The sequence below is a fragment of the Nocardia takedensis NBRC 100417 genome, from assembly GCF_000308695.1.
GTDB classification, from domain to species: Bacteria; Actinomycetota; Actinomycetes; order Mycobacteriales; family Mycobacteriaceae; genus Nocardia; species Nocardia takedensis.
Window position 1 is genome coordinate 1 of record NZ_BAGG01000092.1, and the last position, 14,403, is coordinate 14,403.

Consider the following 14,403-nt stretch of genomic DNA (forward strand, 5'->3'; position numbering starts at 1 on the left):
CCCCACGAAACCGTCCCCCACGCGGACCGGGCGGCCGGGACTGTCGAGCACGGCCCCGGTGTTCTCCGGGCTCCACTGCTTCATCGCGGTGACGTCGGCGACGGCGTCGTAGGCGGTGTTCGGGTCGACGGCGATCACGACGCTGTCGGAGACCTGCATGCTTCGAGCCATGCGCGCGACTCTACGCACGGGCGATGACGTGGCGGCCTCAGGTCGGGTCCGCGTAGCGCTCGGCGATCCCGGCGGCGCGCTCGCGCAGCGCGGTGCGCAACCACGTGGGCGACAAAGCGTGCGCGTCGGGGGCGACCTGCCAGAGCGCCCATTCGGCGTGGCGCGCGTCCTGAAAGGTGAGTTCCAGCAGCGCGCGGCCGTCGGCGTCGGTGTCTTCGGCGAGTACCGCCAAGGCGGTGTCCACCAGAACCGCGCGTAGCCGCTCGGGTGTCACCACCCGCACGGTGACCTGGTCACCGCCGGTGCGGAACCGGGCGCCGCGCTCCCGCCAGGCGTGGTCCAGGTCGACGTGGTCCGGGCGGTCGGCGGGTTCGGCGAGGACCTCGGCGGCCGAGATCCGCGACAGCCGGTAGGTGCGGTCCGCGCCGGATTCGGTGGCCAGCAGGTAGGTCCGGCCGCGGACGGTCACCAGACCGATCGGGTCGACCGTGCGCCACCGGGGCTCCTGCTCGATCGCCGCGTAGCGCAGACGCAGGCGGTGCCCGGTCAGCACCGCCCGCCGGACCTCGGCGGCGACGGGGTCGGGCGTCTCCTCCTCGGCCGTCGACCGGCGCTCCAGCAGATCGGTGTCGGGCTCCACGAGCAGCCGCCGGGCCGCCTCGCCCGCGGTGGCCCGGTAGCTCTCGGGCAGGGCGTCGACCACTTTGAGCATGGCCGAGGCCAGCGCCGAACCGAGGCCGAACACCTCGACGCCGCGCCGTGATCCGGCGACGAGCAGGGCGAGTGCTTCGTCGCGGTGCAGGCCGGTCAGTTCGGTCCGAAAACCGGGCAGCAGGGTGAATCCGCCGTGGCGGCCGCGTTCGGCGTACACGGGAACGCCCGCCGCGGACAGGGCTTCGATATCGCGCAGCACCGTGCGGGTGGAGACCTCGAGTTCGCGGGCGAGCGCGTCCGCCGTGAGCCTGCCGCGCTGACGCAGCAGCAGCACCAGGGAGACCAACCGGTCGGCGCGCATGCCGGAAATCTACTCGGAATACCCGACAGGGGGTGTCGTGATTCGGCGGCAGGCTCGGGGCCGTACCGAAGACCGAACAGAGGAGTGGACGTGACAGTGCGACGCGAGGCCGTGAATCCGGTGACGTGGGCGGCGGAGTGGGGATTCAACCAGGGCGAGGTGGTGTCCGGGCACACCCGCACGCTGTACTGCTCGGGCCAGACCGCGACCGACGCCCAGGGTCGGCCCCGACACGAGGGCGACATGGCCGCGCAGTTGGCGGCGAGCGCCGACAATCTCGCGGCGGTACTCGCCGGGGCGGGGATGTCGTGGGCGAACCTGGTCCGGCTCACCGTCTACACCACCGACGTCGACGGACTGCTGCCGCGCTACGGCGTGCTGGCCGGGCGACTGGGCGCGGCCGGGGTCGCCCCCGCGACCACGATGCTCGGCGTGACCCGGTTGGCGATTCCCGGACTGCTGGTCGAACTCGAGGGCACCGCCGTGGCGTGAGCGCTCGCGCCCCGGTTCGTCCGCCGCCCGCGCGGGGCATACCCTCGATCCGTATGGTCCGCGTCGGAGAGGGGTGCCGGTGACTGCCGCCGCGGTTCGACTGACCGGCGTGACCCACGCCTACCCGGACGGCACGCCCGCGCTGCACGGGATCGATCTGCATATCGCGGCGGGCGAACGGGTGGCGGTGCTGGGGCGCAACGGCGCGGGCAAGTCGACCTTGATGCTGCACCTCAACGGCGTGCTGATCGCGAGTTCGGGGACGGTCGAGATCGGTGAGACGCCGATCGCCCGTGACACGCTGCGCGAGATCCGGCGGCGGGTCGGGGTGGTGTTCCAGAACCCCGACGATCAGTTGTTCATGCCGACCGTCGCCGAGGACGTGGCCTTCGGCCCCGCGAATTTCGGGGTGCGGGGCGACCGCTTGACCGAGGACGTCCGCGCGGCGCTGGCCGCGGTGGGAATGACCGATCGCGCGGACCGGTCACCGCTGCGGTTGTCCTCGGGCGAGCGGCGGCGCGCCGCGCTCGCGGGCGTGTTGGCCTGTCGGCCCGAGGTTCTCGTACTGGACGAGCCATCGGCGGATCTGGACCCGGCGGCGCGGGGCGAGCTCGCGCGGATCCTGGCCGCGCTGCCGACGACGCTGATCATGGTGACCCACGATCTGCCCTACGCCGGGCGGATCTGCGAGCGGGCGGTGGTGCTCGACGGCGGCCGGATCGTCGCCGACGGACCGATGGCGACGATCCTCGCCGACGAGGCGACGCTGGCCGCGCACGGCCTGAGCTGAAGGCATAACGACCGGTTCGTCCAGGACTTCCGGCCCTGTCGGCCCGGCCCCCGGCGGTGATGCCATGGAACCGTCGTCTCCGTGTCTCCGGAAGAGGTGGTCATCGATGGGACTGTCCGAGCAGGGCGCGGCGTCGTGATCGAGGATCTGACGCAAGCGGGCCGCACGGTGCGGACGCTGGATCGCGCGGAGTCGCTGCGACTGCTGGCGAGCGTCCCGGTGGGGCGGGTCGTGTTCACCCGCAACGCCTTACCGGCGATCCGGCCGGTCAACCATCTGGTCGAGGACGGGATGGTGATCCTGCGCACGCGGTTGGCCGCGCAGTTGTCGCAGGCGGTGCGCGCGGATTCGGCGATGGTCGTGGCCTACGAGGCCGACGAGATCGACCCGGCGTGGCGGACCGGTTGGTCGGTGGTGGTGACCGGAATGGCCCGGCCGGTACGCGATCCCGCGCGAGTGGCCCGCTACGAAGTGCTGTTGCGGTCGTGGGTGGACCGGGTGATGGACACCGTAGTCGAGATCGAACCCACGATCGTCACGGGGGTCCGCCTGGTCGATCCGGCGGAGTCCGCGCCCGAGTGATGTTCAGCCGGGTTGACGGCGCGTCCCGGGCGCGGCGACCGCCCGAGCGGCGTCCGACCAGGGGCCGACCGAGCTGATTGCGCAATTCTGCAATTGCGTACCTTCCGGAATTCTTCATCTTTCCGTGCCCTCCGGACCGCGCGCGTGGGTAGCGTCGGGCCGAACCGGAACGGACGGTGCGAGAGAGGAAACACAGTGGCGGACATGGAAGTTGCCCTCAAGGACATGATGATGCTCGACGGCGCGGTCGCCGCCGCGGTCGTCGACTACGGCAGCGGCATGCCGCTGGGCACCCTGGGCGGGTCCAAGGATTTCGACATCGAGATCGCCGCGGCGGGCAACACCGAACTGGTGCGCGCCAAGATGCGCACGATCGAACAACTCGGCCTCCAGGAGGAGATCGACGACGTGCTGATCACCCTGGGCAGCCAGTACCACCTGATCCGCCCGACCCGCGGCCGCAAGACGCGCGGACTGTTCCTGTATCTCGCGCTGGACCGCTCGCGCGGCAACCTGGCGCTGGCCCGGCGACGACTGGAGAACATCGAAGCCGAGATCGAGGTCTGAGCGCCGGGGCGGGCGGGTCCAGAATCGGGCGATTCGGAGCCCGCGATCCCGGCGCGGCGGTACTCTCCAGCGACGGCGCTCCCCCGGCGGGCGCGCCGCCCCCGCGAGGCCGCAGCGCGCGCTCGCCGTCGGAAAAGTGTTCGGTCGCAGAGAAGTTCGGGCTTGGAGGTGCATCGTGGGCGGGGCGCGGCTTCCGCTGTACCGGATGAAGGCCGAATTCTTCAAGACACTCGGCCATCCGGTGCGCATCCGGGTCCTGGAACTGCTCAGCGAGCGCGACCACGCGGTCTCGGAGATGTTGCCCGAGGTCGGGATCGAACCGGCGAACCTGTCCCAGCAGTTGGCGATCCTGCGCCGCACCGGCCTGGTCACCGCGCGGCGCGAGGGTCTGTCGGTGACCTACGCGCTGACTTCGCCGGAGGTCGCCGAACTGCTGCGGGTCGCCCGGGCCATTCTGACCACGGTGGTCACCGGCCAGGCCGAACTGCTCGACGACGCTGGCCTGATCCAGGACGGCCCTGTCTGATCTGTCCGTTTTCGCGACGCGCCGAAACACCGTAGACTCCGTAACGGTGGGCGCGCCGACCCCCACCCGCGCGGCCGTCCGGCCGTCGACACACCGGACGGAGGCGGGTGAGATGCACCGCGACACCACGATTGGACAGGCGTTCGCCCGGCGGTCACCAACCGTCACCACTCGACTACCCCGCCGGTAGAGCCAACCGCGTGCCACGAGCACGGATCAGCGCAGGGCGAGGGGAATGGGGAACGGTGATCGATTTCGGCAATCTGGTGCCGCTGCTCGTCGCGCGCGGGACACCGCTGACCGACGACGACCCGCGTATGGAACAGGTGCGCGCCGCCGTCGGCGCGGACGCCCCGTGGCGTGAGGTCGGCCGGTTGCGGGCCCCGCGCGGCTATGTCGGCGAGACGTCCGGAGCCGAATGCCGCGGCGTGGGGGCCTGGGCCCTGGCACCCGACAGCGTGAGCCCGCCGGTGACGGTGCTGGTCCGCTACACCCACGGCCCCGAGCAACTGGCCCGCCTCGAGGAACTCGTCGCCGAATTCCGCCGCGAGGGCGTCGATGTCGAGGACGGCAGGCCGGTCGAGACACTCGTGGGCCGCGGTGACCGGGTCGAAGTGCTGGCGGCCTACACGGACTACGCCGACGACGCCGCGGCCGTCCACGACGCGCGGCGCATCGCCCTGGGCTCGGCTCTGGAACGCGGCGCGATCACCCGCGCCTGCGGATGGGGCGAGGACTGCGTGGTCACCACGCGCGGCCTGGACTGGACGATCTTCCGCACCCGCCCCGACGGCCGGGTCGACGTGCGCGTCACCCAGGGGGCGATGGACGGCATCGCCACCCACGCCCGCACCGCGATGGACATGGCGCAGGCGCTGGGGCCGGGGATCGCCCAGGCGTGGCTGTACCGCGAGGCCGCCGACGCGCTGGCCTGCCAGTCCGCGTTCCAACTGGAACGCGAACTGCGCACCGCCTACGACGGCGTCGCCCCGGAGTACTCCATCTCCGAACTCGCGCGTCGACTGCACACCGACCGCGCGAATCTCTCGCGCCGCATCAGCAAGGCCAAGCTGCGCTCGACCGCCTGAAACCCGCTTCGACTCAGTAGATCTCGACGTGCAGCGTGTAGGTGGCGTTGCCGCGGGTCGGGCAGACCATCACCCGGTAACGCCCGTCGGCGGGCAGCCGGACCTGGGTCCAGGTCTCCTCGACGACCAGCACGCGACCGTCGGGATCGAGGATGCTGAAATTCGCGTTGTCCTCGAGCGCGACGATGCCGGTGCCGAGCAACTGCCCGGCGCGAGCCTCGAAGAAGAAGCTGTCGGCGTCACCGCGCACCACCGCGCCCGTCAACGTGGCCTCACTGGTCCCCGGCGCGAAATGCACATCGGCGAGCACCCCCGCGGCGGCCGAACCCGCACCCGCGAAAGCGAGCGACGCGGTCGCGGCGAGCGCGGTGAAGGCCAGGGCGGCGGTGCGGACGGGACGGAGAGTGCTGAGCGCCATGATCGGAATCCTGTCGTCGGAGGAGGTGACGACAGAAGTCTCGACCGCGCCGCTTGTCGTCCGCTGAAAACACGGTTAACGACCGGATCCACCCGCATCCTGGTGATTCCGATCGTGAAATCCGCGAGCATGGTGGAGACCGCACGCCTGTGCCCACCGCGTCGTTGTGGCACCTATCGTGCGCCCGGGCCGGTTCGGGTGATCAGCGGGTGAAGGCCGCTCGTAGGGCGGCGCATTGGGCGGCGAAGAAGTGCCGAGAGACGTTCGCGCGCGGGGCGACCGCGTCGAATCCGTGGAACGCGCCGGGCACTTCGAGGACCGCGCAGTCGACGCCCGCGGCGCGCAGGGCGCGGGCGTAGGTCAGGTCTTCGGCGTGGAACAGGTCGTGTGTGCCGACACCGATCCAGGCCGGCGCGAGGCCGGTCAGATCGTCGCGGCGGGCGGGGACCGCGGTCGCGGCGTCGGCGGTTCCCAGATAGGAGCGCCAGCCGAAACGGTTCGAAGCAGGACCCCACAACCGATGATCGGCACGGTCGCGACGCGCGATTCCGCGACGCCACCGATTCGGCGCGCCCGGTCCCGGCGCAGGGCACGGCCGCGCGCCGGTGCGGTCGTCGAGCATCGGGTAGGCCAGCAGTTGCAGCACGAGCGGGATGCCGTGGTCGCGGGCCGTGATCGCCAGCGCGGCGGCCAGTCCCGCGCCCGCGCTGGCCCCGCCGATCGCCACCCGTGTCGGGTCGACATCGGCGGCGGCGGTCAGTGCGCGCAGCGCCGTGTGGCAGTCCTCGAGCGGGATCGGGTAGGGGTGTTCGGGGGCCAGTCGGTAGTCGACGGCGGCCACGGTGATTCCGAGGACCCGGGCGAAGCGGCGGCACAGCGCGTCGTCCTGGCTCGCGGAGCCGATCACGTAGCCGCCGCCGTGGATCCACAGCAGCGCCGGTGTCGCGGCGGCGGTCGAGGGCCGGTGCACGCGCATGGTGACGTGCGCGTCGACCCGGATCACCTCGACCGCGCGGAAACCGTCGGTCCACCGGGTCAGCGCGCGGATCAGTGGCAGGGTGCGCGGCGTGATCGGTTCGCGGGGCAGCAGTGCCGCGTGCACCCGGAGGTCGGGGTGCGCGCGGCTGCCCCGCCGGACCAGCGCGAGCGCGCCGAGCACGGTGACCCCCACCGCGACGCGCCCTCGCACAAGAGCCGACCTGCTCATATTCGTTCTCCCTCGCGGCCCCGCGGGGACCCTCTCCCGATCGGCGGGACTTGCCCGCCTCCCTACACCGTAGTACTGTCCAGACAGTTGTCCAGATCAGGTTTCGGACAGGCATGCCTGAAAGGTTGCAGAAATGACGTTGGTCAAACCGCGACAAGTTTCCGGGGGCGAGCACGAACACGGGCACCTCGAGGAATTCCGCACCGACCCCATCGCCCTCATGCGCCGGGTGCGCGCGGAATGCGGCGACGTCGGCTCGTTCCGCCTGGCGGACAAGGACGTGATCCTGCTCTCGGGCGCGGAAGCCAACGAATTCTTCTTCCGGGCCGGCGACGACGACCTCGACCAGGCCGCCGCCTACCCGTTCATGAAGCCGATCTTCGGTGAAGGCGTCGTCTTCGACGCCAGCCCCGAACGCCGCAAGGAGATGCTGCACAATCAGGCGCTGCGCGGCGAACACATGCGCGGCCACGCCGAGACCATCGCGCGCGAGGTCGACCAGATGCTGGCGCGCTGGAACGACGAGGGCGAGATCGACCTGCTCGAATTCTTCGCCGAGTTGACCATCTACACCTCCTCGGCCTGCCTGATCGGCACCAAGTTCCGCGAGGAACTCGACGAACGCTTCGCCCACCTCTACCACGAACTCGAGCGCGGCACCGACGCCTACTGCTACGTCGACCCCTACGCCGACATCGAGAGCTTCCGCATCCGCGACGAATCGCGCGCGAAACTGGTCGAGTTGGTCCAGGAGATCATGAACGGCCGCATCGCGAATCCGCCGAAGGGCAAGGAGGATCGCGACATGCTCGACGTGCTCGTCTCCATCCCGGACGAGCAGGGCAATCCGCGCTTCAGCGCCAGCGAGATCACCGGCATCTTCATCTCGATGATGTTCGCGGGCCACCACACCACCTCCGGCACCGCCGCCTGGACGGTGATCGAACTGCTGCGTCACCCCGACGTGCTCGCCGAGGTCGTCGCCGAACTGGACGAACTGTTCACCGACGGTGCCACCGTGAGCCACCACGCGATGCGCCAGATCCCGCGCCTCGAGGCCGCGCTCAAGGAGACGCTGCGACTGCATCCGCCGCTGATCATCCTGATGCGGGTCGCCCAGGGCGATTTCGAGGTGGTCGGCCACAGCATCTCCCCCGGCGACCTGGTCGCCACCACCCCGGCGGTGTCCAACCGACTGCCCGAGGATTTCCCCGAGCCGGACTCCTTCGATCCGGGCCGCTACATCGATCCCAACCAGGAAGACCTGGTCAACCGCTGGACCTGGATCCCCTTCGGCGCGGGGCGGCACCGTTGCGTCGGCGCGCCCTTCGCGCTCATGCAGCTCAAGGCGATCTTCTCGATCCTGCTGCGGGACTGGGAATTCGAGCTGGCCCAGCCTTCGGACACCTACCGCAACGACCACTCCAAGATGGTCGTGCAGTTGCAGCAGCCCTGCACGATCCGCTACCGGCGGCGCACTTCCTGATCCGCGCTCGCACCAGCCGACACCCGAGCCGCCCCGCTTCACAGGCGGGGCGGCTTTCGTCCGTGCCGACACGAACCCGCGCGCCATCTCGCAGCACAAGCCGAGGGCAACTCCACACCTTTGCGAACTCCGCGCCGCACGAAGGCCGCGCCGTCACGAATTCCGAACCGAGGTCCGTGCCGCCGAATGTCTCGGCGGCACGGACGACTTCAGCTCCCGACGAGGTGGTCCGGTTCCCGGCTCGCGGCGTGCTCCTTGGCCCAGCGGTAGTCGGGTTTGCCCGACGGGGTCCTGCTGACCGTGTCGACCACCCAGATCCGGCGCGGCAGTTTGTATCCCGCCAAGTGCGCGCGCACGTGCGCGGTCAGCGCGGGGAAGTCCACCGAGGTCGCGGACGCCGACACCACCGCGGCCACCGCGTGACCCCACCGATCGTCGGGCACGCCGATCACGACCACGTCGTAGATGTCGGCGTGCGCTTTGACGACCGCCTCCACCTCTTCGGCGAACACCTTCTCCCCGCCGGTGTTGATGACCATGTTGCCGCGCCCGATGAGGGTGATGGCGCCGTCGCCCTCGGCGCGCGCCCGGTCGTCGGTGATAACCATCCGGGTGCCGTCGACGGTGCGGAACAGCTTCTCGGTCTTGACCGGATCCTTGTAGTAGCCGATCGGCACCGAACCGGTCTTGGCCAGCCAGCCCTCGGTCCCCGCGGCGACCGGCCTGCCCTCGTCGTCGACCACGACCGCGCCGCGCCCGATCCGCACCCGCGGACCGCGCGCGGGGTCGTCGCTCTTCTCGGCGAAACCGATACCGCCGAAACCGGTTTCGGAGGAGCCGATGGAATCGGAGACGATCGCGTGCGGGAACAGTTCCAGCAGGTGGTTCTTCACCGGTTGGGACAGCAGTGCGGCACCAGAGGCCAACGCGACCAGACAGGTGGCGTCGACGGGGCGGTCGCGGTAGGCGTCCAGCAGTGGGCGCGCCATCGCGTCACCGGTGATGACCAGCACCTGCGGCCGTTCGGCGGCCACGGTCCGCCACACCGCCTCGGCGTCGAAGCGCGACAGGAAGATCACCGCGTTGCCGGTCCACAGCGCGGTGAAGGTGGGCATCATCGCCGAGGCGTGGATCAGCGGGGGCAGGATCAGCCAGGTCGCGGGGTCGGACTGCGCGCCCACCCGCGACTGCTGGAACTCGTCGGCGACGGGTTCGTTGGTGTAGAAGTCGATGCCGCCGCCCAGCACCCGCCACATGTCCTCCTGCCGCCACATCACGCCTTTGGGCAGGCCGGTGGTGCCGCCGGTGTACATCATGAACAGGTCGTCGGCGTCGCGGTCGATCGCCGGACGCGTGGACGCGGCCTGCGCCAACGCCTGTTCGTAAGGGGTGGCGCCGCTGTCGATCTCGCCGGAGGACTGGTCGTCCTCGACGACGAGCACGTGGCGCAGTCGCGGGGTGAGCGGCAGGACCTTCTCGACCACGGGGGCGTAGGCGCGGTGGTGGACCAGGATCTCGAGGTCGGCGTTGTCGTAGAGGTAGCGCAACTCCTCCGGCCCGTACCGGAAGTTGACGTTGACCGGGACGGCGCGGATCTTGAACGCGGCGATGAGCACTTCCATCGTCTCGATCGCGTTGTGCATCTGGAACCCGATGTGGGCGCCGCGGCCCGCGCCGCGCGCCAGCAGGTGGTGCGCCAACCGATTGGCCCGTTCGTCGAGTTCGCGGTAGGTGATCCGGCGGTCGCCCTGGATCAGCGCGACGCGCTCGGGCATCGCGTCGACGGAGTGCTCGAACAGGTCGGCGAAGGTGTTCGACATGGGCCTTCTTTTCTTCGACGTGGTGCCAGGCCATCACCGTGACACAGAACTGGAACATGTTCCAGACATCATTCCAGACATATGCTCGCTCGGGTGAACGATTTCCGAACCGCTTGTGCCCCACCCGTCATCCAGGGTGTGAACTGCGACATTTCGGCGCGGACGGATTTGCTCGCATACGCGGACGCACCGTAATTTGGACATGTGTCCGCTCACTTATCCGCCACTGTCGAGTCGACGCGGCGTCGCCTGAACCCCAAACAGGCCGAAACCGTCGACCGACTAACCCGCGCCGCGGTGGACATCCTGCGCCGCGAAGGCTTCGACGGACTCACCATGCGCATGGTCGCCACCGCCGCGGGCGTCGGCACCGCGACCGCCTACACCTACTTCTCCTCCAAGGACCACCTCATCGCCGAGGTGATGTGGCGACGACTCGCGAGCGCCACGCCCCCCGAACACGATCCCGATCTGGACACCGCGGGCCGGGCGGTGGCGGCCCTGCGCGCCATCACCTTCCTGCTCGGCGACGAACCCGAGATGGCCAAAGCCGTCACCAGCGCGCTGCTCGGCAGCGATCCCGACGTCGCCCACCTGCGCGTGCGCATCGGCCTGGAGATCCGCCGCTGGATCGAGGACGCCCTCGGCGCGACCGCCTCCCCCGATCTGGCCGAAGCCCTCGAACTGCTCTACTCCGGCGCGCTGCTGCGCGCGGGCATGGGTTACGCCTCCTTCCTGGAGACCGCCGACCGCATCGAGAAGACCGCGCAGTTGCTCATGCGCGGCGAGGCGTGATCCGCGAGCGATAGGCACGCCCGGGGACGCCCGTCCGTCCCCGATACGACTGGCCGCGAACGCGCACCGGCCCCGCTGTCACGCGCGCGGGCGCGATCGCCCCTCGGTAGCTCCAATAGGTGACGGCCGTCATCGCACCTGGCCGCCGGTTTCGCGTCGCCACCTGGCCGCACGATCATCAGCATCTTTTCGGCAAATTCTCTGAAACCATTTCCTAGACCAGTGTCCAGACATATGATCGACACCTGTCCGGGCGGTGTTCGCCCGGCAGGCCCGCGACGGGGACGGCGGGCTCGACCGCGCAGCCCGCGGCCTGGAGCGCGACGGCCCCGACATGGATACCGCCCGAGAGGCAGCACTGGTGGATTCGAGACGCCCGACCGCGAACACGCGCCGACTCGCGGCATTCTGGAACGCCTTCGGGCTGAAGGTCGCGGGCCTCGCGCTGGTGCTGGTGATCGCGGCCGTGGTGACCGTGTCCCTGGCGATGTTCGCCGGTGGCTTCCAGTCCTCGGTCGCACTCACCGTGGACGCGCCGCGCAGCGGCCTGGTGCTCGACACCGACGCCAAAGTGCGCGTGCGCGGTGTCGAGATCGGACACGTCGCGGCCATCGAACACCGCGGCGACCGCGCGATACTGCACCTCGAGATCGCCCCGGAGCAACTGCGCCTGGTACCCGCCGACGCGCTCGTCGACATCCGGTCGACCACGATCTTCGGGGCCAAGTACGTCAACTTCGTCGCCCCGCCGGGTTCGACGGGCACGCCGATGCGGGCGGGCACCACCATCCGGGCCGAAGCGGTGACCGTCGAGATCAACACGGTGTTCGAGCAATTGGCCGCGATCCTGGCGAAGGTCGAACCCGCCCATCTCAACGCCACGCTCGAAGCCCTCGGCACCGCCTTGGACGGACGCGGGCAGCGACTCGGTGAACTGCTCGCCGGCGGCGATGCCTATCTGCGCCAGCTGAATCCGAGTCTGCCCGCACTGCGCCGCGACGCCGTCGCGGTGAACCAGGTCGGCGGGATCTACGCCGACACCGCCGACGACCTGCTGCGCACCCTCGACAACGCGACGGTCACCTCGGGCACCCTCGCGCAATCGCAGGGCGACTTGGACGCGATGCTGCTGGGCGTCACCGGGTTGGCGGACACCGGACGGACGGTGTTGGCCGACAACGAAACACGTCTCGCGCAGACGATGAGCCTGTTGCGGCCGACCACCGCGCTGTTGAACGAGTACGCGCCCGCGCTGAACTGCGTCATCAACGGTCTCGGGTCGCTGATGCCGATGGCGGAGTTGCTCTTCGGTGGCGGCCCGAACCCGTGGCTGTCGTTCAACACCAACTTCCTGATGGCGGGCGAGCCGTACAAGTACCCGCGCGATCTGCCGAAGGTCAACGCGACCGGCGGACCGCGCTGCGAGGGTGTATTGGACCGGGTGCCCGGCAGCCACTCGAACTATCTGGTCACCGACACCAACGAAGGGCAGGCGTTCGTGCCGCCCACCAAGCAGATCCTCAACGCGCCCAGCGTCTTCGAGATCCTGATGGGCGGACTGCCCGGGGTGACGTCCCCCTTCTGAACCGAGCCGGGAGGCGCTCCTCGACCCGAGGAGCCGTCCCGCCCGAGCCCGCTACACCGGACCTGTCCGGATCGAGCTGAGCCGCACCGGACGGGGGGCGAGTCGCGCCCAGCCGCACCGCACTGCCTCGAGCGGGCTCAGCCCCGGTCGGCGAGCGGAAGGATCCGGCAGTTGGCCCCCTCACCGACGATCATCTCCGCGAGCCGAACCCGCTGCGGCGGCGTGTATCCCGGCGTGCTGCGCCGCACGTGCTCGCGCAGCACCGCCGATTCGAACGGCGCGAACCGCGCGGGCACGGTCCGCGCCAGCCGCGGCATCGGTTCGGCCGCGCCCTCGGCGAGATCGGGCGGGGGCGGGTCGGGCACCGGTTCGGCGGCGGCGCGGACCACGATCGTGCCGTCCTCGGCGACCCGCGCACGATGCCCGGTGAGGACGACGTGCACGCCGTCGACGGTGCGGAACAGCGTCTCCGAGTGTGTCGCGCCCTTGTAGTACCCCATCGGCACGGCTCCGGTCTGCGCGAGCCATCCTTCGGTCCCGTCGGGCACGGGCCGACCGGCCCGGTCGACGACTATCGCCCCGGTGCCCGGACGTACGCGCAGTTCGCCCGCGGAATCGGCATCGGTCTGCAAGAAGCCGACGTGCCCGAAATCGCCGTCGGAGGAACAGATCCCCTCCGCGATGACCGTCGAGGGGAACAGGGCGGGCAGGTTGTCCGCTCCGGTGCGCGCGCGCAGCGCGGACCCGGAGGCGATGGCGATCAGCGACGACGCGTCGACCGGAACGTCCCGGTACGCGGCGACCAGGGGGTCGATCATGGCGTCCCCCGTGACGACCAGCACCTGCGGTCGGTCGCGGGCGACGGTGCGCCACACCGCGCGGGGGTCGAAGCGCGGGGTGAACATGACCGCGTTGCCGGTCCACAGCGCGGCGAAGGTCGGCAGGACGCCCGCGGCCTCGATCAGCGGCGGCAGCACGAACCAGGTGCTCGGTTCGGTGCGCGCCGCGATCCGCGACTGCTGGAACTCGTCGAGCACCCGTTCGCCCGTGCAGAAGTCGATGCCGCCCCCGAAAGCGCGCCACAGGTCCTCCTGCCGCCACATGACCCCGCGCGGCGCGCCGGTCTCGGTGTAGATCAGGAACAGGTCGTCGCCGGTGCGGTGGACGAAGGGCCGCCACGGTTCGGCGGCCGCCAGTGCCTGCTCGTAGCGGGCGGTGGTCTCCGGGGTCCAGGCGACGGTGAAGCCGTCGTCCACGCAGATCGTGTGTCGCACGCTCCCGCCGCGCGCTCGCGCGGCGCGCACCATCGTGCCGTAGGTGGCGTGATGGATCAGGACCTCCACGTCGGCGTCGGCGTAGCGCTCGGCCAGTTCCTCGACGCCGTGGCGGTAGTCGACGTTGATGGGGACGGCCGCGAGTTTGAAGCAGGCGAGCAGCGTCTCGACGGTCTCGATGCTGTTGTGCATCTGGTAGCCGACGTGGGTGCCGTTGCCGACGCCGAGGGTCGCGAGGTGACGGGCGAAGCGGTTGGCGCGGCTGTCGAGGTCGGCGAAGCTGACCCGGCGACCGTCCTCGATCAGGGCGGTCCGCTCGGGCATGGCGTCGACCGCGTGCTCGAACAGGTCGGCGAAGTTGTAGGCCATGGCGTTTCGTCTCCGAGCGGACCGTCACGAATTCCCGGGAAGTCCGCCGCGGACGCCCACCCCACCGGAAGACACACGCTCGGACATGTGTCTGGACAGTATCACCGTTACAGGTCGCGGACAACGCGAGGCCGCCTTACGGCGCCGAAACGGCGCTTGCGCGGAGTGCTCCGCGAGTCGTATATTCCGAACACCTGTCCAGACAGCATTCAAGACAC

Annotated in this window: 14 protein-coding genes; 9 read left to right on the top strand and 5 right to left on the bottom strand. The window is 70.2% G+C overall.

Annotated elements, in window-relative coordinates:
- Positions 1-208 precede the first annotated feature (208 nt).
- Positions 209-1,186, bottom strand: a complete 978-nt coding sequence (locus ON30_RS18510; RefSeq protein WP_040708738.1) for a helix-turn-helix transcriptional regulator — start codon at positions 1,184-1,186, stop codon at positions 209-211.
- A gap of 96 nt (positions 1,187-1,282) precedes the next feature.
- Here ON30_RS18510 and ON30_RS18515 point away from each other — a divergent pair, with 96 nt between their 5' ends.
- The 6 genes from ON30_RS18515 (at position 1,283) to ON30_RS18540 (ending at position 5,231) form a co-directional block, all read left to right on the top strand.
- On the top strand, positions 1,283-1,678 hold the full coding sequence (locus ON30_RS18515; protein WP_040708821.1) for a RidA family protein: 396 nt from the start codon (positions 1,283-1,285) through the stop codon (positions 1,676-1,678).
- A gap of 79 nt (positions 1,679-1,757) precedes the next feature.
- Entirely contained in the window at positions 1,758-2,468 is a 711-nt protein-coding gene (locus tag ON30_RS18520; protein ID WP_040708822.1) for an energy-coupling factor ABC transporter ATP-binding protein, read from the top strand.
- 135 nt (positions 2,469-2,603) lie between these two features.
- A complete protein-coding gene (locus ON30_RS18525) occupies positions 2,604-3,050 on the top strand; it encodes a pyridoxamine 5'-phosphate oxidase family protein (protein WP_444543693.1) in 447 nt (148 codons plus the stop codon).
- A gap of 195 nt (positions 3,051-3,245) precedes the next feature.
- Positions 3,246-3,617, top strand: a complete 372-nt coding sequence (locus ON30_RS18530) for a hypothetical protein (protein ID WP_040708739.1) — start codon at positions 3,246-3,248, stop codon at positions 3,615-3,617.
- Between the two features lie 205 nt (positions 3,618-3,822).
- Positions 3,823-4,143: an ArsR/SmtB family transcription factor gene (locus ON30_RS18535; RefSeq protein WP_085999356.1), complete on the top strand. Its 321-nt coding sequence runs from the start codon at positions 3,823-3,825 to the stop codon at positions 4,141-4,143.
- A 245-nt stretch (positions 4,144-4,388) separates the two neighbouring features.
- Positions 4,389-5,231, top strand: coding sequence for a hypothetical protein (locus ON30_RS18540; RefSeq protein WP_040708740.1), 843 nt, complete (start codon positions 4,389-4,391; stop codon positions 5,229-5,231).
- A 13-nt stretch (positions 5,232-5,244) separates the two neighbouring features.
- Here the strand turns inward: ON30_RS18540 and ON30_RS18545 are convergent, their stop codons facing one another.
- Positions 5,245-5,649, bottom strand: a complete 405-nt coding sequence (locus ON30_RS18545; protein WP_051029510.1) for a hypothetical protein — start codon at positions 5,647-5,649, stop codon at positions 5,245-5,247.
- 202 nt (positions 5,650-5,851) lie between these two features.
- Positions 5,852-6,856 (bottom strand): alpha/beta hydrolase fold domain-containing protein, encoded by a 1,005-nt coding sequence (locus tag ON30_RS18550; protein WP_083911501.1) that lies wholly within the window; start codon positions 6,854-6,856, stop codon positions 5,852-5,854.
- A 133-nt stretch (positions 6,857-6,989) separates the two neighbouring features.
- Here ON30_RS18550 and cyp51 point away from each other — a divergent pair, with 133 nt between their 5' ends.
- Positions 6,990-8,342: a lanosterol 14-alpha demethylase gene (gene cyp51 / locus ON30_RS18555; RefSeq protein ID WP_040708741.1), complete on the top strand. Its 1,353-nt coding sequence runs from the start codon at positions 6,990-6,992 to the stop codon at positions 8,340-8,342.
- A 209-nt stretch (positions 8,343-8,551) separates the two neighbouring features.
- Here cyp51 and ON30_RS18560 read toward each other — a convergent pair whose 3' ends face one another.
- Positions 8,552-10,162, bottom strand: a complete 1,611-nt coding sequence (locus tag ON30_RS18560; protein WP_040708742.1) for an acyl-CoA synthetase — start codon at positions 10,160-10,162, stop codon at positions 8,552-8,554.
- A 204-nt stretch (positions 10,163-10,366) separates the two neighbouring features.
- Between ON30_RS18560 and ON30_RS18565 the strand changes: the two genes are divergently transcribed.
- Positions 10,367-10,957, top strand: coding sequence for a TetR/AcrR family transcriptional regulator (locus tag ON30_RS18565; RefSeq protein WP_040708743.1), 591 nt, complete (start codon positions 10,367-10,369; stop codon positions 10,955-10,957).
- 361 nt (positions 10,958-11,318) lie between these two features.
- A complete protein-coding gene (locus ON30_RS18570; RefSeq protein ID WP_063719906.1) occupies positions 11,319-12,542 on the top strand; it encodes an MCE family protein in 1,224 nt (407 codons plus the stop codon).
- A gap of 137 nt (positions 12,543-12,679) precedes the next feature.
- Here ON30_RS18570 and ON30_RS18575 read toward each other — a convergent pair whose 3' ends face one another.
- A complete protein-coding gene (locus ON30_RS18575; protein ID WP_051029511.1) occupies positions 12,680-14,185 on the bottom strand; it encodes an AMP-binding protein in 1,506 nt (501 codons plus the stop codon).
- Positions 14,186-14,403: the final 218 nt, after the last annotated feature.